This window comes from Roseimarinus sediminis, assembly GCF_050433125.1.
GTDB classification, from domain to species: domain Bacteria; phylum Bacteroidota; class Bacteroidia; order Bacteroidales; family Prolixibacteraceae; genus Roseimarinus; species Roseimarinus sediminis.
Genome location: NZ_JBNPXV010000021.1, coordinates 22,569 through 40,737 on the forward strand (window position 1 = coordinate 22,569; position 18,169 = coordinate 40,737).

Annotated in this window: 14 protein-coding genes; 12 read left to right on the top strand and 2 right to left on the bottom strand. The window is 39.6% G+C overall.

Going from position 1 to position 18,169, the window contains the following annotated elements; all coding sequences use genetic code 11:
* Window positions 1-4 precede the first annotated feature (4 nt).
* The 3 genes from FHS86_RS18165 to FHS86_RS18175 are packed head-to-tail and all read left to right on the top strand — an operon-like array spanning window position 5 to window position 6,095.
* Entirely contained in the window at window positions 5-1,327 is a 1,323-nt protein-coding gene (locus FHS86_RS18165) for an adenylate/guanylate cyclase domain-containing protein (protein ID WP_429417177.1), read from the top strand.
* Between the two features lie 7 nt (window positions 1,328-1,334).
* Window positions 1,335-2,477 carry a Pycsar system effector family protein gene (locus FHS86_RS18170; RefSeq protein WP_429417179.1) on the top strand — a complete coding sequence of 381 codons (1,143 nt, stop codon included), beginning with the start codon at window positions 1,335-1,337 and terminating at the stop codon, window positions 2,475-2,477.
* Between the two features lie 48 nt (window positions 2,478-2,525).
* The gene (locus tag FHS86_RS18175; RefSeq protein WP_429417182.1) at window positions 2,526-6,095 is read left to right on the top strand and encodes a hypothetical protein; all 3,570 of its coding nucleotides are present in this window, start codon (window positions 2,526-2,528) and stop codon (window positions 6,093-6,095) included.
* A gap of 216 nt (window positions 6,096-6,311) precedes the next feature.
* On the opposite strand, the gene istB is transcribed toward FHS86_RS18175, so the two are convergent.
* Complete coding sequence (istB, locus tag FHS86_RS18180) at window positions 6,312-7,052, bottom strand: IS21-like element helper ATPase IstB (RefSeq protein ID WP_429417184.1); 741 nt, start codon at window positions 7,050-7,052, stop codon at window positions 6,312-6,314.
* A 17-nt stretch (window positions 7,053-7,069) separates the two neighbouring features.
* The gene (gene istA / locus FHS86_RS18185) at window positions 7,070-8,617 is read right to left on the bottom strand and encodes an IS21 family transposase (RefSeq protein ID WP_429417187.1); all 1,548 of its coding nucleotides are present in this window, start codon (window positions 8,615-8,617) and stop codon (window positions 7,070-7,072) included.
* 288 nt (window positions 8,618-8,905) lie between these two features.
* Here istA and FHS86_RS18190 point away from each other — a divergent pair, with 288 nt between their 5' ends.
* The 9 genes from FHS86_RS18190 (at window position 8,906) to FHS86_RS18230 (ending at window position 17,803) form a co-directional block, all read left to right on the top strand.
* On the top strand, window positions 8,906-9,319 hold the full coding sequence (locus tag FHS86_RS18190; RefSeq protein ID WP_429417189.1) for a histidine phosphatase family protein: 414 nt from the start codon (window positions 8,906-8,908) through the stop codon (window positions 9,317-9,319).
* A gap of 77 nt (window positions 9,320-9,396) precedes the next feature.
* The gene (locus FHS86_RS18195) at window positions 9,397-9,987 is read left to right on the top strand and encodes a TetR/AcrR family transcriptional regulator (protein WP_429417192.1); all 591 of its coding nucleotides are present in this window, start codon (window positions 9,397-9,399) and stop codon (window positions 9,985-9,987) included.
* Entirely contained in the window at window positions 9,984-10,535 is a 552-nt protein-coding gene (locus FHS86_RS18200; protein ID WP_429417195.1) for a hypothetical protein, read from the top strand. The genes FHS86_RS18195 and FHS86_RS18200 overlap by 4 nt, the downstream gene beginning before the upstream one ends.
* Window positions 10,536-10,541: 6 nt before the next feature.
* Entirely contained in the window at window positions 10,542-11,897 is a 1,356-nt protein-coding gene (locus tag FHS86_RS18205; protein WP_429417197.1) for a TolC family protein, read from the top strand.
* A 13-nt stretch (window positions 11,898-11,910) separates the two neighbouring features.
* Window positions 11,911-12,963 carry an efflux RND transporter periplasmic adaptor subunit gene (locus FHS86_RS18210; RefSeq protein WP_429417200.1) on the top strand — a complete coding sequence of 351 codons (1,053 nt, stop codon included), beginning with the start codon at window positions 11,911-11,913 and terminating at the stop codon, window positions 12,961-12,963.
* 8 nt (window positions 12,964-12,971) lie between these two features.
* The gene (locus tag FHS86_RS18215) at window positions 12,972-16,061 is read left to right on the top strand and encodes an efflux RND transporter permease subunit (protein ID WP_429417203.1); all 3,090 of its coding nucleotides are present in this window, start codon (window positions 12,972-12,974) and stop codon (window positions 16,059-16,061) included.
* Between the two features lies 1 nt (window position 16,062).
* Window positions 16,063-16,512: a DUF2141 domain-containing protein gene (locus FHS86_RS18220; protein ID WP_429417205.1), complete on the top strand. Its 450-nt coding sequence runs from the start codon at window positions 16,063-16,065 to the stop codon at window positions 16,510-16,512.
* A gap of 3 nt (window positions 16,513-16,515) precedes the next feature.
* On the top strand, window positions 16,516-17,412 hold the full coding sequence (locus FHS86_RS18225) for a hypothetical protein (protein WP_429417208.1): 897 nt from the start codon (window positions 16,516-16,518) through the stop codon (window positions 17,410-17,412).
* A gap of 7 nt (window positions 17,413-17,419) precedes the next feature.
* Entirely contained in the window at window positions 17,420-17,803 is a 384-nt protein-coding gene (locus FHS86_RS18230; RefSeq protein ID WP_429417210.1) for a TetR/AcrR family transcriptional regulator, read from the top strand.
* Window positions 17,804-18,169 lie beyond the last annotated feature (366 nt).

An 18,169-nucleotide genomic window follows, 5' to 3' on the forward strand; every position in this document is an offset into this window, starting at 1 on the left:
TACGATGAAAGAGACTTTATCAGTCAATGAGTTATTCAATATCGAAATTTCGAAAAGTGAACGTTTACGCGCATTGCTCTTAATCGGTCTTTTAGCGCTCGAGGCCTTTCTTCTGATTGTTATTTATCTTTTTTACAGCGAACAATACTATGAATTGTTTAACACCCGGATTGCGCTTTATGCTATACTGATTTTTACTGTTATAATTATTTTTTACGAGTCGTTTGTTCATTATTTTTTAGGGAGAAGAATTTTACTGTTTATAAAGCACCGTTATGTTTTTACCTATTTCAATGTTTTTTCGGAAATCAGCCTGCTTTCTGTTTTATTCATTTTTATTTTGGAATATACGCATCAAACGGTAATCTTGCAGTCTCCGGCAACCCTCACTTATTTTATTTTTATTGTTCTGTCCACCTTGCGGCTCGATGCGAAATTATCGGTGTTTACCGGAATTTTGGCTGCTTTCGAATTTATTGCAATTTCAATTTATTATTCGAGCCAATTTAGTAATGTACCGGTTGACCGTTTTCACCCCGACTTAACTGGAATGCAATACCTGGGGCAGGGTGTAATCTTAATAATTTCGGGGATTGCAGCCGGTTTTGTAGCCAATTTAATTAAAATGAAGATGATAATTTCCTGGGAAAACGTAAAGGAAAAGAATGAAGTAATCGACCTGTTTGGGCAGCAAATTTCACCACAGATTGCAGCGAGTATTCTCGATAAAAAGGATGAACTATCCGGTGCCCGGAAAATGGTTTGTGTTATGTTTCTCGATATCCGCGATTTCACCCCTTTTGTTGAAAGCCATACTCCGGAGGAAGTGGTGAACTATCTGAATAAACTCTTTCATTTTATGATTGACATTGTGCAAATGCACAATGGGGTAATTAACCAGTTTTTAGGCGATGGTTTTATGGCAACTTTTGGCGCTCCCGTGGACAGTGGTAATATTTCGCAAAACGCGGTAATAGCCGCCATTCAAATAATTGAAAAAGTAAAAAGCGAAAATAAAGCAGGAAATATCCCAAAAACAAAGATAGGAATTGGTTTACATTACGGACAGGCGGTAATTGGTAACATCGGTTCTTCCCTACGAAAACAATATTCAATTACAGGGAGTGTTGTTATTATCGCGTCAAGAATCGAACAACTCAACAAAACATACAACGCTCAGTTAACTATTTCGGATGAGGTATTTATACAGCTTGAGCCTGAAGAAAAAGTAGTTTTTATCCCTCAGCAACCAGTAATGGTTAAAGGGTATAACCAAACACTTTCAATTTATATTTTGAACGAAGAGAGCATGAAAAATTTTAATTAATATCATGATGAAAACAAATGAAACAATTCTTAATGATGCAGCGGTATTTGTTGCCAATCTATTGCAAAAGGAAACACCAGAGAAATATTTCTATCATACGCTGGAACATACAAAAAATGTTGTTGAAAATACCGTTTTAATTGGCACCGGCGAAAGACTTTCTGAGGAAGAAATGGTTGTTTTGCGCATTGCTGCCTGGTTTCACGATACGGGATATGTAAAAACTTATCAGGGGCACGAAGCGGAAAGCGCCAAAATAGCCGACAATTTTCTAATGCATCAAAATGTTGATTCTGAAATAAGGACAAAAGTTAGTGCGTGTATTTTAGCCACTACTTATCCTCAAAATGCAGGTTGTTTAACCGAAAAAGTTTTGTGCGATGCCGACCTTATGCATTTGGGACAAGAAAACTATTTTGAACTGGCCGCGAAATTATTTCAGGAACAAAAAGATGCAGGAATCCGGAAAATGAGCAAGGCTGAATTCGAAAAAAATTCTGTAAAGTTTTTTGAAGAACATTCTTACTACACCGGTTATTGTAAAAACAGACTTGATGAAACAAAAGCCAAAAATTTGGAACAATTAAAAGAAAAGATTAAAAAGCGGGAAGAAAAGGCGATTTACTCCAAAAAATATTCACGCGGCGTCGATTCTATGTTTAAACTCACCGCCCGGAACCAAATTAACCTGAGTCAGATTGCGGATAACAAATCGAATATTCTGATTTCGCTCAACGGGATAATAATTTCGATTGCCCTGGTTGCCCTGGTGAGTAAGTTTAAACAAGAGTCCACAATTATTATTCCCACCGTCATTTTCATTTTGTTTAGTTTGTCAACAATTGTGCTGGCCATACTTTCAACACGCCCATATATTTCAAAAAGAAAATTCACAAAAAACGATATTCAGCAGCAGAAAGTGAACTTGCTGTTTTTTGGAAATTTTTATCAAATGAAACCTGAAGATTACGAGAAGGCGATAAGTGAAATGATCGACAACAATCCGTATTTGTATTCAACACTCACAAAAGACCAGTACTCGCTCGGGATAGTTTTAGCAAGAAAATACAAACTGCTTCGCTGGGCTTACAACGTTTTTATGGTTGGACTGATAATCACCGTTGCCGCGTTTTTGTTTGTGTTTATTTAAATTGAAGAAATTCATCTGATTAATTCCCTTTGGTTAAGGATTTTAGGAATGGGAAATACATGTTTAAAATATACTTTCATTTATTCCCTGTTTTTAGGGATAATATTCTTAGGCAGCAATATTTATGCGCAGCAGACTGATTGTTTCAGCATCCTGATTACCGGAAACACAAACGATGAACTAAACGACAGTTCTTTGTGGGCCGAATGGAAAAAACAATTGAACGAATCAAACAACATCGCCTGTTTATTTACCGGAAATACCATCAATAGCAAAGGAAATCCACAATTGCCTGTTGATGGTACTGATTCTGAAATTCCAATTTTAATTGCTCCGGGAAAGGCTGAATGGTTAAATGGCACGGGTAACGGGAAAGAATTCCTCATTCAGATGGCGACTGAATTACAAGAGAATTTTAAAATGCCGGTTTACCTTCCCGAAGCTGCCTGTCCGGGACCAAAAGAAATTATTTTGGATGAACATGTTGTAGTAATCTTACTCGACACATATTGGTGGGTACATAAATTCGACAGGCGTTTTAACAAGTGCGGCATCGAATCTCAATCCGATGTTTTGTTGCAGATTGAAGATGCCATTCGCCGGAATTATTCGTCAAAACATATTGTTTTGGCAGGTTCTCATTCATTAAAAAGTTTTGGGAATACAAGTGGTTATTTTTCGCTAAAACAATGGATGCTGGAAACTCCTAAAACTTTCTTCAGAAAATTACCTGGTACAAATATCGACAACCAGCATCCTGATTTCCGTGGATTCAGAAATGGTATCCTTTCCATTCTTGAAAAATATCCTGATGTTTTATATGTTTCGGGTGGTGAAGCCAATTTGCAGTATTTTCAATACAAAAAGTCGCATTTTGTTATTTCCGGTGCGTGGGGCAAGCCGGAATATGTGAGAAAAAATCTTGTTGAATTTGGCGCCAGTCAAACAGGTTTTGCCCGGCTTGATTTTAACCCCAATGGCGAATGTTCATTAACTTTTTCAAGTGGCTCAGAGGTTCTTTTCACTAAAAGAATTTACAATAAAACTTTGTCGGATGAAAAACAAGGCACAACCGAAACCTTTTTGTTGCCCGACAGTGTTAGCGAAATTGCCAGCAATCGGTACAAAATTTCACAATCAAAATACAAATTGCTGGGAGAGAATTACCGTAATGTCTGGGAATTACCAGTGAAGTTTCCGGTTTTCGATATTGGGAGCAAAAATGGTGGACTAAGAATTATAAAACGCGGTGGCGGGCAACAAACTTACTCGTTGCGGCTTGAGGATACAAATGGTGCGCAATATGTGCTTCGATCTGTCGATAAAAATGTGGATGGGGCCTTGCCAAAAGAGCTGCGAAATACTTTTGCAGTTGACATCGTACAAGACCAGATTTCAGCTTCAAACCCTTATGCAGCGCCGGTTGTGGCAAGGCTTGCCAACCAGTCCAGGATTTTACACACAAATCCAGAGATATTTTATGTACCCGATGACCCGCGTTTTGGGATTTACAGAAACGATGTGGCAAATCAACTTTTTCTCTTTGAAGAGAGACCTGATAAGGATTACCCGATAAATGATAGTGCCGGAATTTCTGCAAAAGTTATTTCAACCGAAGACCTCGTGGAGAATATTACCAAAAACCACAATTATACCATAGATAAAAATGCTGTGGTTCGTGCCCGTCTTTTCGATGTTCTTATTAACGATTGGGATCGGCACGATGACCAGTGGAGATGGGCTGGAGTTGAACAAAACGGTAAAATAATTTATAAACCGATACCCCGCGACCGCGATCAGGCTTTCTTCTTAAATGAAGGGATATTGCCCTGGATAAGCGCGCGAAGATGGTTGCTCCCAAAAATTCAGGGTTTCGACGAAATGACCAAAAACATGGACGGACAATCGTTTAACGCACGTTATTTCGACCGTACTTTTTTAATCAATTGCAGTTGGAGCGACTGGCTTTCCCAAATCGATACCGTAAAGATTCTGCTTGGCAATGGTGAAATTGATTCTGCAATGCTGGCCTTTCCACCTGAAGTCTACTCCATTTGTGGCCAGGAAACCGGGCAGATTTTAAAAAGCCGCCTTGATAACCTGGAAACAATGGCCCGTAAATTATACTTATCGCTTGCCAGAGAAGTAAACATTTACGGAACCAATAAAAACGATTTTTTTGAAATTATTTACGGTGATGAAAATCTGCGAATTAGAGGGTATAAATTATTGAATAACGAAGAAAAAGGAGAATGTTTTTTTGACCGGAAATTTACTAGTGACGAAACCAAAATAATCAACCTGTATGGACTGCAGGGCAAAGACAGGTTTGAAAAGTACGGATTCAGTTCAGACAACATCAAATTAAAAATTATTGGGGGCGAAGATAATGATGAAGTAGTCGGCTTTAACTTAGGTGTTCAGGAAGGTGTTTCACTTTATGATAAAAAAAATACAATAGTTGGCGAAGGGAACCAGAGAAGAATAAGAAATAAATTTGATAAAGAAAAATTGGAATACGACCGGGAAAACTTTGAATACGACATTGTGTATCCGGGAATTTATTCTGGTTTTAATCCTGATGATGGAATATATATTGGCGGTGGCCCCATTTTTACCAAATATTCGCGCTACCAAAAACGCAGATACGAAATTATGGGTAATTATGCATTGGCAACTAATTCGTATAATCTCCTGTTTAATGCATATAACATTTATCCGCTTCGTCATGTAGAAATTAATTTCAATGCTGGCTACAACTCAAGTGGGTATGCAGGTAATTTTTTTGGTTTGGGTAATGAGACCGCATGGAATTCAGATGCAAACAACATCGATTTTTACCGTTTGCAGATGAAACGGAGTTTTGCCCAAATGGATTTTTTAAAATGGATAGATAACAATGAAGTTCATAAAGCCGGGCCGGGAATCCGGTATTTGTTTGCAGATGCAGAGGAAACTCCCGACAGGTTTATATCTCTTCCCTCCAATAACCTTAGTGATAACGATTTGTTGGCACATTCTTATGCCGGTATTTATTTTAAATACATTTTAAATACCGGTGCCCGGCAAAATGGAAAAGCAGAAAAAGAATTTGCCGGAAGTACCGCATTTCCAACCCGTGGAACGCATATAAAAACGCAGGCCGGTTATTTTGTTGGACTTAATGCGCAAACCGATAATTTTTTCAAACTTTCGGGCGATTGGACTACTTATCTGAGTTTTTCGCAGAGGCCGAGGGTGGTTTATGCACTCCGCGCAGGTGGTGAAAAACTTTATGGCAATTATGCTTTTCATGAGGCGGCAAAACTTGGGAATAAAGAGAATTTAAGAGCTCATCGTGAAACCCGTTTTTATGGAGATGCAAGCCTTTATTTAAACGCTGAAATCAGGGTACGGATGAAACAGTTTCAAACTTATCTTATGAATGGTACCATCGGAGTTTTATTCTTTAATGACACTGGGCGGGTTTGGCTAAAAAATGAAACATCAAAACGTTGGCACAATGGCACAGGCATTGGATTTTGGTTTTCACCCTTCGATATGGCAACACTAAATGTTTCTTATGCAATCAGCAGCGAGGATCAGCTTTTGAATTTCACTGTAAACTATCAGTTTTAATCATGGTAAGGATTTTTGTTTTTTTGCTTTTTGCAACACTGATGTTAACGGGTAAAAGTCAGCCCCCTTCAAAAATATATTTAATCAGGCACGCTAAGGTTGATATTAAAAACCCGGGTTGGGGAAATTCAAACGCTGGTGATTTCGGTCAGACCGTGCCACTCTTTTCGGTCAAACAGTGCCACTTTGAAAGATGTTACAATAATACAAAAATTTTTAGTTTTCGGATTTTAAAACTCCTTTTCTCATCGATTCACCTTTTAGGTCGATTCTGTGCGATGAGTTAACAATTCTATCCAAAATAGCATCAGCAATTGTTCCTTCGCCAATAATGTCGTACCAAACTGATACCGGTATTTGGGATGATATTATTGTTGACATTTTATTATACCGGTCATCAATAATATCCATTAACATTTCACGGGACATACTATCAAAAGCCTGCAGGCCAAAATCGTCCAAAATTAATAGGTTGACTTTTTGCAATCGCTCCAATTCTTTAATGTAAGTGCCATCAGTTTTTGATAGTTTTAACTTGGTAAAAAGCCTTGCCGTGTTAGTATAGACAACCCTGTCACCAGTTATACATGCATGATGTCCTAAAGCTTGCGCAAGGTAGCTCTTGCCAACACCGGAAGCACCTGTGATAATTATGTTTTCTTTTCGTTTCATAAATTCCATGGTAGCTAAGCGGTTAAACATGTTTTTGTCAAGGTTCCTTGGCACAGCATGATCAACCCCTGCAATATCTGCTTTTTGTTTAAATCCAGCTTGTTTTATTAATCTGTTCATTTTCTGGTTTTGTTTGTTTTCCCATTCGTGTTCAGTGAGCAGGGCAAGATACTCGTCAGGTGTGGCATCATTTAATTTGTTGTTTTTCACATGTTGCAAATGTAGGTCGGCCATGGCACTTAAACGCATCTGCCTTAATTTTTCGATTGTTTGATTATTGTCCATATTATTTGTTTTAATGATTATTTATAAGCTGAAGCCCCCCGCAGGTTCTCATGGGAAGGGATATGAGGTAACGTTAATTGTTCCTCCGGTAAAGGGTATTGGTCCTGATTGTTCTTCAATATATTGCTGATCCTTTTATAAGAACATGTATCGGCAAACAAAGCTCTTTCACAAGCTTTGTCAAGTCTTTCAGAACCATAGGTGCGATGTAACTGTATAATGCCCATAGATCTCTTGTAAGCTGTTTCCGGATAATCTGCAGTGTCGACCAGTTTACTTATTAACGCAACAACGTTATTACCATGTTTGGCTGCTTTGTTTTTAAAATAATCGGGGCTCCACTCGGTATAGGCTTTATGGCTACTGCTAAGATGTTCTTTGTTGGTATTGTAAACGCCCATGGCAGGATTGCGTCTATGAAAAGCGATCCGTTCATGGTAAAAGTAAACCTCTACAGTTGATCTGGTATAATGTATCATGGTTGATTTCCCGATATGCCGATAAGGGACACTGTAATAGCTTTTATCGGGTGAGAAGTAAACATACCCGATCTTTTGGACTTTTGCCCTACAGTAGTCTTTCATCTCGTACCGGTTTTGGGGCAAGGACTTTAAATAAGCTCGTTCGACCGATTGGAACAGTTCCCTACGGCTACTTTGTTTGCGTTGAAAAAGCAGGTCATTATATGGCCCTAAAAGCTTCCTGATTTCACGGTTTAAATCATCCAGACTAAAAAATGTCATATCCCGTAAAGGATAGTAAATCCTTTGATATACAAGGCTAACAGCATTTTCAACCAAAGCTTTATCTTGTGGGGAATAACTTCTTGTTGGGTTTATTACACACCCATAATGATGGGCAAAATCTTTAAACGTGCGGTTAATCTCCGGTTCATGTTTGCTTGCCCGGGTAACGGCCGATTTTAGGTTGTCTGACACGATGGCTTTTGGAACACCTCCGTAATAAGACAGGGCATTTCCCATACAATGGATCATATCTTCACGTTTCTGGCTTAAACAAGCCTCTACGTAAGTATATTGACTGTTCGGGAGGATAGCAACAAATACCTCGACTGCTATTAATTCACCGGTTTCTTTATCAACTATTTCAAGCTTTTTACCAGCAAAATCAATATAAACCTCTTTACCAGCCTCGTGTTCCAACTTCATTGAGCCTTTGATCTTGGCATACTTTCTCTTGTAATGCTCTAAAAACTGGGTATAGCTATAAGGGTTCTTGACCTGTAACCTATATTCCTCGTAATGGAACTGGAAAGTAAAACCGGGATGGTTTCTGGCCTGGTTAACCTTGTCAAAGTACCCCATTAGCTCATCATACCGATTGTTGTTAATGGTAGTGTGGAAAGTGAAGAGCTCTTTGAGTTGCGGATTTTCCATCTTTAACAACTCTTCAAAGGTGTGTTCACCTGCTTTAAAAAGCTGCATGTAGTTATTTACTGTATTCCGGGAGATACCTAAAAGCTCTCCAATCTCTCGGTTACTTAAACCATCTGTGTGTAAAGTAATAATTTGTTTCAAGTCCATCGAATCAAGTGTATTGGCCATATCGTTTTATTTTTTTTTATTGCGATATAGCAGGTTTAACTTGATCTTTCAAAATGGCACAAAACGAACCGTAAAAGGATCGGCTTCATCTCAGGTGGCACAATTCAAACCGTAAAAATTGGCATAGTTTGAACCGAAATACCTGGCACTAACCGACCGAAATCGGTGGCACAAATCGATCCATAATAGCCAAACGCTGCGCATTTATACAAAGAACAATACAATCGGGCGCAAATCCGGAATTTCAATGCCAACGAAATCAAAGTAAAAATTGAAAACTTCGAAACCGTGGATACCATTTTTTGCAGTCCGCTTAAAAGAGCGGCAGAAACGGCTTCAATACTATTTGGGGAAAATGTGGTAATTAAAAAAGACAGTGTTCTTGTTGAGCTCGACTACCCGGTTGTTAAGTTTCCGGCGGTTCAAATGCCTGTTAAAGTATGGTTCCTCATTTCGCGTGGAACATGGATGATGGGTATAAACAGTAAGGATAAAGAAGATTACCAGCAACGCAAAAGAGAGCTCCGGGATTATTCACAAAAGTTAATTGAATATACAAGCACACACGAAATAACGATTGTAGTAGCCCATGGTATGGTAAACCGCGAGCTTAAAAGGGTTTTAAAAGAACAGGGATGGAAGCCCATAAATCACTACGATTTTTCAACTCTATCAGTGAACTACTTTGAAAAAAATGATTAACAAACGATAAAATATAATTTTTTATTTGCATGTTAGTTAATAATCACTAACTTTGTCGAAAATAAAATAATTGCACAATGAATAATCAGACAGACAGGCAAGCAGAAATAATACTGGTAGCGCTGGAACTTATAAATACGAAAGGTATTCAAGGGTTAACCATCAAAAATATTTCGAAAGAGATTGGAATTTCAGAGCCGGCAATTTATCGACACTTTGCCAGCAAATCAGATATATTACTGGGTGTTCTGAGTAATTTTAAAGAAATGGCCATTATGCTTTCTGAAATAGTTGAAAACTATAATGCAACAGCAACTGAAAAGTTAGATTTTTTGTTTTCACGAATGTTGGATTTGTTTACACAAACTCCGTCAATGGTTTCGGTAATTTTTTCTGAAGAAATTTTCAAGAATGATGAAATGTTAAAAGCCAAAATTAATGAAACCGTCACGCTTCAAACTAAAACAATTGAATCAATTATTTTGCAGGGACAAAATGAAAACCAAATAAGAACAGATATTGATGAAAGAGATTTGGCTTTGCTAACAATGGGTTCATTCAGATTGTTGGTTAAAAAATGGGAATTAAACAATCATAATTTTGATTTACAGAAAGATGGGAAAAAGCTAATCGCAATGTGGAGAAAGATTTTAAATAAAGAATTATGAAAACACAACAAAATGAAATTATAGAAAAAGCAGCCGGAATAATAATGAATTCGGGTGTTGGGGAACTTACCGTTCATAATTTGGCTGATAAGCTTCAGATAAAAGAAAGCCAACTTTACCGGCAGTTAACAAACGATGATGATATACTTTTGATTCTTTTACTCAGTTTTGAAAACGACATTATTCAATTTTTAAGTGGTATGGAGCAAAGCAGCGATTCACCCGAAAATAAACTAAAAATGATTTTCAAAAAGCTGCACTTTATGTTTCTGCAAAAACCATATTACCTGGATATTATTTTTGATAAAAACCTCAAAAACAAGGACAAAAGCATCACGAATTCATTTCTCCGGATTCGCCAACTGGCCGAAAATTATTTAAGGGATATTATTAACAAAGGAAAAACTGAAAACACTTTCAAAACCAGGGTTTCAACTTCTGTTTTGGTGACTAAAATCTTGTCTGATTTTAGAACATTTATGAAAGACGAACAACGGTTTCATGAAGTTATACTTGAAATGAAAAAATTACAAACTTCAAAAGATTAAAATAAAATGAGAATCAAAAAAATTTGGACAAACAGGTTTGTGAATGTTCACATATCAAAACACGCTTTCCTGTTGCTGCTTGCCTTAAGCGTTTTTTCTGCGGGGGAGGCACAAACCTGGTCATTGCAGCAATGTATCGATACGGCCCAGGTGAACAACAAAAACCTACAAATGAGCCGAAATAAAATGGAAATCGGAAGAGAAAAACAAAGCGAGGCAAAAGCCAATCTTATTCCAAAAATCAGCCTGAATGCCGATTACAAGTATTTTGCCGGGTTGCCATACCAGTTAATGCCGCAATCGGCTTTTGGCGGTCCCGAAGGATTGTACAAGGAAGTGCAAATGGGCGTGCCTCACAACATGGGTGCAAACATTCAACTGGCCATGCCGGTTTACAACCCGCAGGTTTACGGTGGCATTGAAGCCACAAAAATTGCTTCGGAGTTAAACGGCCTGCAATACAAAAAAACCGAAGAACAAGTGTTTTTCGAAATTTCGAACCTGTATTACAATGCACAGATACTGACTCACCAAAAAGCGTTTATCGACAGCAACTTGCTGAACACCGGCAAACTGCTCGAAAATTTAAAACTCTTGCACACGCAGCAAATGATTAAAAAAAGTGATGTTTCGAAAGTGGAATTACAAAAGGAACAGTTAAACACGCAGCGCCAACTGGTGGAGAACAATTTTGAGCAGGTAATGAATGCCCTGAAATTTTCGATGGGAATTCCGATTCAGCAGGAAATACAAATTGAAACTGCGGTTAAAAACAAGGAGGAGGTTGACTACCCCAATTCGCTTCCGGTTGATTTGCAGATTGCCCTTACCCAAAACAAACTTTTATCGAGCGAATTAAGTACGCTGAAGGATTCCCGTTTACCCACAATATCGCTGTTTGGAAGTTACGGACAAACCGGCTTTGGTTACGACGAAAAACCCAACGATTTCCTCAACTTTTACCCCAGCGCTTTTGCAGGGTTGCAATTGTCGGTTCCGCTGTTTAACGGAACCGTCACCAAACGAAAAATCAACCAGAAAAACCTTGAAATTGCAAACAACCAGTTACAAATCGACCTGGTAAAAGACCAAAACCAGATGCTGATTGAAAATGCCAAACGACTTCGGTTGGTGAACAGACAAACCATTGAAAACACGCAAAATCAGATAGAACTGGCAAACACGGTTTACAGCGAAATGGTGTTGCAGCAAAAAGAAGGAACAGCAACCCTGACTGATATTTTACTGGCCGACAACGCGGTGCGGGAAGCACAAACCAGCAATTTATCGGCTATAATCGACTACCTGAAAGCCGATTTGGAATTAAAAAAATTAAGTGGAAATATGTCATTAAAAAATTAAATACAGAAACATCATGTTAAAAAAAATTAGTTATACCGTTGTCATTCTGGCACTTGTAGCATTTACCGTTTTTAAACTGAAAAGCAACAAGGAAACCACAGAGAAAAGAGTGTATCAGTACGATAAAGAAAAACCAATCAGCGTTCAGGTCCTTTCGGTTAGCGCAGGTAATTCAGCAAAGGAAACCCTTTATTCAGGCACTTTCGGACCAAATAAAGAAAGTAAATTGAGTGCCGATATTCAGGGAAAAGTAACCGATGTGCTGGTGGATGTGGGAAGTTCCGTTCAAAAAGGACAAACACTTATTCAGTTGGACAATTCGCTTTTAAAACTACAACTTCAAAGTGTAGAAATTCAAATTGAAGGACTGGAAAAAGATGTCAGGCGTTTTACTGTTTTGGCCAAAGCCGATGCCATCCAGGGCGTTCAACTCGAAAAAGCCGAATTGGGTTTACAAACAGCCAAGGTGCAAAAAGCAACGCTGCTGGAACAAATCAGCAAAACCACTGTTCGCGCCCCATTTAACGGAATCATCACTGCTAAAATGACCGAAGTGGGTGCTTTTGCCGCCCCCGGAATGCCCTTGCTTCAACTCACCGATATTTCGAACTTAAAATTTACAGTGAATGTACCTGAAAACGATTTGTCGAGATTTAACGAAGGACAAATCGCTCAGGTTTCGGCCGATGTATATCCCGGACTTTTATTCGACGGAAAAGTTACGATGGTAGGAAGCCATGCAAATATGGGGAACAGTTACCCTGTGCAACTTGCGCTAAAAAACACCGCCGATTTAAAAATCAAATCCGGCATGTTTGGCAAAGTGGCTGCCAAAACCGGTGGTAACAAAAATCAAATTAGTATTCCGGCTTCGGCAATGGTTGGAACCACCATTCAGCCGCAGGTGTATGTCATTAAAAACGGAAGCGCCGTTTTGCAAAACATCACTGTTTCCGAACGTTTTGAAGACAAAGTAATTATTTCTGAAGGCATTTCTGAAGGCGACCAAATTGTAAGCAACGGTTTTATCAATTTGTTCGACGGAGCCAAAGTCACACTAAAATAACTGGAACGATGAATATTACAGAAATTTCGATAAAACGACCATCCCTGATAATTGTGCTTTTCAGCGTGTTTGCGCTGCTGGGAATTATCGGGTATCAAAACCTGAGTTACGAACTGCTGCCCGATTTTAACCAGCCGGTTGTGGTAATTAAAACCATTTACCCGGGCGCTGAGCCTCAGGAAGTGGAAACCTCGGTTTCGCGGAAAATTGAAGATGCGCTGTCGAACCTCGAAGGAGTTGATTACCTCGAAACCAAATCGATGCCCAACGCCTCGGTGATTATTGCCAACCTGAAATACGGAACCAATGTAGACAATGCCATGCAGGATGCGCAGCGCTATATCGACAACATCCGCACCGATTTACCCGCCGACATTCAGAGTCCGGTAATGAGTAAGGTTTCGCCCAACGATTTGCCCATTATTTCAATTAGTGCTACCAGTAATTTGCCGGAAACAGAATTTTTTCAGAAAATGAAAGATGATTTTCTTCCGCAAATTCAACAGTTGAAAGGTGTGGCAGAAATTACGATGCTGGGTGGTGAAGAACGGGAAATACAGGTAAAAGTTGACCAGGAAAAACTCAGGCTCTATAAAATTTCGCTCGCTCAGGTAGTTGAATCCATCAACCGTTCGGGTTTGGATTTACCTGCCGGAAAAGTGCAGTCGGACAAAGTAAACAATTCGGTGCGGCTCACCGGAAAGTTTGCCACGGTAGACGATATTATGAATGTTCAGGTTGCCATGCCTTTTCCGGGAAGTCCGGTGTATGTAAAAGATGTTGCCCATGTAATTGACGGAGTGAAGGAAATTGAATCGGTAAGCCGTTATAACGGTGTGAACGGAATTGGGCTTTTGCTGAAAAAACAGGGCGATGCCAATGCCGTTGATGTTTCGGGTTTGGTGCGTGAAAAACTGGCAGGCATTGAAGAGCAAAACAAGGAAGCCGGGGTAAAATTTATTATTGCCGACGACTCAACCGACAATACCATTGCTGCCGTTGATTCGGTGGTGCACGACTTAATTCTTGCGGTAATTTTAGTGTCAATTGTGATGCTGCTGTTTTTGCGCAGTTACCGGAATTCGCTCATCGTTTTAATTTCTATTCCCACCTCGCTGATAACGGCTTTCGCGGTGATGTGGCTGCTGGGCTACACCTTAAATCTGATGACCTTGCTGGCCATGTCGCTGATTATTGGAATTTTGGTTGACGATGCCATTGTAGTTCTGGAAAACATTCAGCGACATTTAGATAAAGGCAAGGAAAAACGCACCGCTTCGATGGACGGACGTATGGAAATTGGCTTTTCGGCCCTTTCCATCACCCTGGTTGACGTGGTGGTATTTTTACCGATTTTGTTTTTACAGGTGTTTATTGCCGACATGCTCAAACAATTTGCCGTGGTGGTAATCACTTCAACCTTAACCAGTTTGCTGGTTGGTTTCACCTTAACTCCCTGGATGGCGTCGCGCATTGGGAAAAAAGAAGATTTGCAGCCCACCAATATTTTTAACCGCTTTTTACTATGGTTCGAACACCAGCTGGTAACCTTTATAGAGTGGTACGGCAAACAATTAAAGTCGGTGTTAAACCACAAACTTGTTTTTACAGGAATTGTGCTCTTATTGCTGGTTTTTACTGCCGGAATGATGAAACAGGGAATCATTGGGAAAGAAATGATGTCGACCGGCGACCAGGGCAAATTTCGCCTGAACCTTGAATTTGATAAAACCATCACCGTTCAGCAAAACAACATTGTTTCGCAAGAGGTTGAAAATTACATTTTACAACACGATGAAGTAGCCACTTTGTTTAGCAACATTGCCGGCCCCAGCACCGGAATTGGAAGTTTGGGCGTGGGTTCGGCCAATAAATCGGAATTTACCATTCAGCTAAAACCCGATGAAGAGCGGAATGTAAAAACAGAGGCTTTTATGAAATCGCTGCGGAATGAACTGGAATCGGAATTTTCGGGAATCAACTTTTCCATGGCTTTTATTGGTTTGTTGCCCAAGTCGGCGCCCATTAAAATTACACTCAGCGGTGCCAATCTGCAGGAGGTAATGCATAGCGCCGAAGATTTGCAGGCTGTGGTTGAAAATTTACCCGGAGCTGATAATGTTCAACTTTCGGTGGTTGAAGGAAATCCGGAATACAAAGTGATTCCCGATAAAGATAAAATGCAGCGCCTGGGCTTAACTACCGCCTATGTGGGGCTGAATTTACGCACTGCTTTTACCGGTAATGAAAACGCCTCGTTAACCGAAAACGGCACTGAATATCCGGTACGCATCTGGCTCGACGATTTTAACCGGAAAAATTTTGAAGATGTTCAGAACCTGACCATTATAAATCCGATGAACCTGCCCATTTCGGTTTCGCAGTTTGCCGAGGTAAAACAGGATAATTCGCCCTCGCTGCTCGAACGGCTCGACCGCCAGGCTTCGGTAACACTCACCGCCGAATCGTTTGGCCGGCCGTCGGGAACATTGGCCGACGATGTTATTGCCCACCTCGAATCGCACCCGCTACCCGAAAATGTGAAACTAACCTGGGGTGCCGACATAAAAACCCAAAACGAAAGTTTTGGTGCGCTTGGTTCGGTTTTGTTGATTTCATTTATTCTGATTTACCTGATTATGGTGGCTTTATACGACAGTTATATTTATCCGTTTGTGGCGCTGTTCGGGATTCCGGTTGCGGGTATTGGCGCGTTTCTGGCACTAAATTTATCGGCCAACGACATTACACTTTTTGCTTTGTTAGGTTTAATTATGTTGATGGGGCTCGTCACCAAAAATGCCATTTTAATTGTTGACTTTACCAACCAGTTAAAAGCCGAAGGCAAACATTACACAGAGGCATTAATCATTGCCGGGAAGGAACGCATGCGCCCCATTTTAATGACAACGCTTGCCATGGCCATTGGAATGTTGCCGATTGCACTTGCCCAGGGAACCGCCAGCGAATGGAAAAACGGACTGGCCTGGGTGATAATCGGCGGATTGCTTTCTTCCCTGATTCTCACTGTATTTCTGGTTCCGGTGGTTTATTATGCCGTGGATTCGGTAAAAGAAAAATTCAGCAAAAAGAACTAAAATGAAAAATGCGCTGATAATAATCCAACTGCAAATGGTTTTTCTCTTACTCACTTCCTTTCATAAAAAAGAAGAACCAAAACCTGCGTTGACGATTAGGGTAAATAATTTGAGAAATTCAAACGGGGTGGTGCAATATACTTTGTACACCACCCCGGATGGGTTTCCCGATGAACACTACAAAAAATACTATCGAAAAAGCACGGCAAAAATAGAAAACGGGAATTCTGAATTAACTTTTCAAAACCTTCCTGCCGGTAAATACGCGGTGAATATTCTGCACGACGAGGATTCCAACGGAAAAATAAAAAAGGGCTTACTGCTTCCAAAAGAAGGAATCGGATTTTCAAATTACCAATCCATTGGAATTTCAAACCGCCCGGTATTTCAAAAGGCTTCGTTCGAATTATTGGATGATTTAAAAATGAATGTCAGGATTATATACTTCTAAAAAATGAAAAATCGGGTTTATCTTTTTCTGCTAATCACTTTTGTTTCACTGTCAGTTTCCGCACAAAAAAACGAAACAATTGCAGGCATCGGATTACCTCTGATTTCGCAGGTGAACCAGGGGAACAGTTACATCACCTTTCCAGTCGATATTGGGAATATTGAACCGCTTTGGTTTGAAGGAAATGTGATACCGAATTTCTATTTGCGGCAAAGTCAGAACTCCCGGTTAATGGGGGTTTTAACACCCCAAATAATCATCAGGATGTACCAGGAAGAATCGTTCCCGGTGCGCACGCCCAGTTACATGCCACAACTAACGGTATATTACCGGCTCACTGAATTGGATAAAACACCGGCTTTAAATCTGTTTGGCCGTGTCGCTCACCACTCAAACGGACAGGAAGGGAATTTCTTTTTGGAGGATGGCAGTATTAATACAAAATCGGGGAGTTTTGCCACCAACTTTTTAGAACTGGGTTTTATTGCTACCAATTTAAATACACGTTTTAATGCCTACCAGTTTTTCAAAACTTCGTTCGAAGTTCACCCCGAAGGTTTTATTCAGGAAGAATTAATGGGGATTTACAGTCGTTACCGATGGCATAATTCGTTCTCAATTTTTAAGCTAAATTCAGGCTCACCTTCTTCCAATGGAGAAAGACCAGCCATTTCCTTAAAAGGGGAAACCACCTGGATGTTTGGAGATTACAATCAACTCGATGCCTTTTCCGCCGAAAGATTAAATCTGAGCCTTACTTTTTATTATCACCCAAAATTTTTGGAAGACATCGGGCTTTTTGTTCAGTATTATCATGGTTCCGATTATTACAACATGTATTTCGACCACCGGCTGGATGTGCTTCGCTTTGGTTTTATGACAGAGAAATTAAGATTTTAAATTAACAATGGATAGAACTGCCTTGAGTACAGAAGATAGAATTATTAACGCCGCCCGGGAAACCTTTCTGAAATACGGCTATCACGGCACAAAACTCCAACAGGTTGCCGAAAGTGCCAAAGTGAACAAATCGGTTATTCATTATTATTTTCGTACGAAGGAAAAGTTATACAAGACAATTTTGAGGGAGATTATTCTATTAATAGAATCGACTGACTGGACTGACGCACGAACGCGTGACGTGAACTCAAATGTAAATTGGTTTCTTTTTACTGAAATGTACAATAACAAAAACCTTTTTGAAAATACAATTAAAGAGTTGTATCCAAACGACTGGAGGAAAAAACAACATCAGATAGTAGTCTTGTTCGAAATTGAGAAAATATTTTAAACTCACGAGGCAAAAATTAAATTTTATTAATTAATCCTTACTATTGCAAGCACATTGCCAAAGCCCCACCAGCCAACGCTACAACCAAAGCTTTTTCAAAGAGCTTGCAAAGCCAACGCGCGGTGTGCTAAATTTCCAAAAATTTGACGACATTTAAAAAATAAAAAACGCTGCACTTGCAATCAAAAAAGACTAAATGTAATACAAAAATGAATCGTAAAGGAAATAAAAACAATGGTTTACAAGACTGTAATGAATCAACACCAGGCGGTAATAAATAGAACTCTGAGCGGCGCGCAGCGCCCAGTGAGGAGTTTCGGTTGAACTACATCCATCCCGCTACGGTGCTATGTACTTAAAGAAGGT

Coding starts and splice junctions, on each gene's coding strand:
- FHS86_RS18230 (WP_429417210.1), top strand. CDS start 17,420: ATGGATAGAACTGCCTTGAGTACAGAAGATAGAATTATTAACGCCGCC.
- FHS86_RS18215 (WP_429417203.1), top strand. CDS start 12,972: ATGAATATTACAGAAATTTCGATAAAACGACCATCCCTGATAATTGTG.
- FHS86_RS18170 (WP_429417179.1), top strand. CDS start 1,335: ATGAAAACAAATGAAACAATTCTTAATGATGCAGCGGTATTTGTTGCC.
- FHS86_RS18165 (WP_429417177.1), top strand. CDS start 5: ATGAAAGAGACTTTATCAGTCAATGAGTTATTCAATATCGAAATTTCG.
- FHS86_RS18195 (WP_429417192.1), top strand. CDS start 9,397: ATGAATAATCAGACAGACAGGCAAGCAGAAATAATACTGGTAGCGCTG.
- FHS86_RS18175 (WP_429417182.1), top strand. CDS start 2,526: ATGGGAAATACATGTTTAAAATATACTTTCATTTATTCCCTGTTTTTA.
- FHS86_RS18225 (WP_429417208.1), top strand. CDS start 16,516: ATGAAAAATCGGGTTTATCTTTTTCTGCTAATCACTTTTGTTTCACTG.
- istA (WP_429417187.1), bottom strand. CDS start 8,617: ATGGCCAATACACTTGATTCGATGGACTTGAAACAAATTATTACTTTA.
- FHS86_RS18220 (WP_429417205.1), top strand. CDS start 16,063: ATGAAAAATGCGCTGATAATAATCCAACTGCAAATGGTTTTTCTCTTA.
- FHS86_RS18200 (WP_429417195.1), top strand. CDS start 9,984: ATGAAAACACAACAAAATGAAATTATAGAAAAAGCAGCCGGAATAATA.
- istB (WP_429417184.1), bottom strand. CDS start 7,052: ATGGACAATAATCAAACAATCGAAAAATTAAGGCAGATGCGTTTAAGT.
- FHS86_RS18205 (WP_429417197.1), top strand. CDS start 10,542: ATGAGAATCAAAAAAATTTGGACAAACAGGTTTGTGAATGTTCACATA.
- FHS86_RS18210 (WP_429417200.1), top strand. CDS start 11,911: ATGTTAAAAAAAATTAGTTATACCGTTGTCATTCTGGCACTTGTAGCA.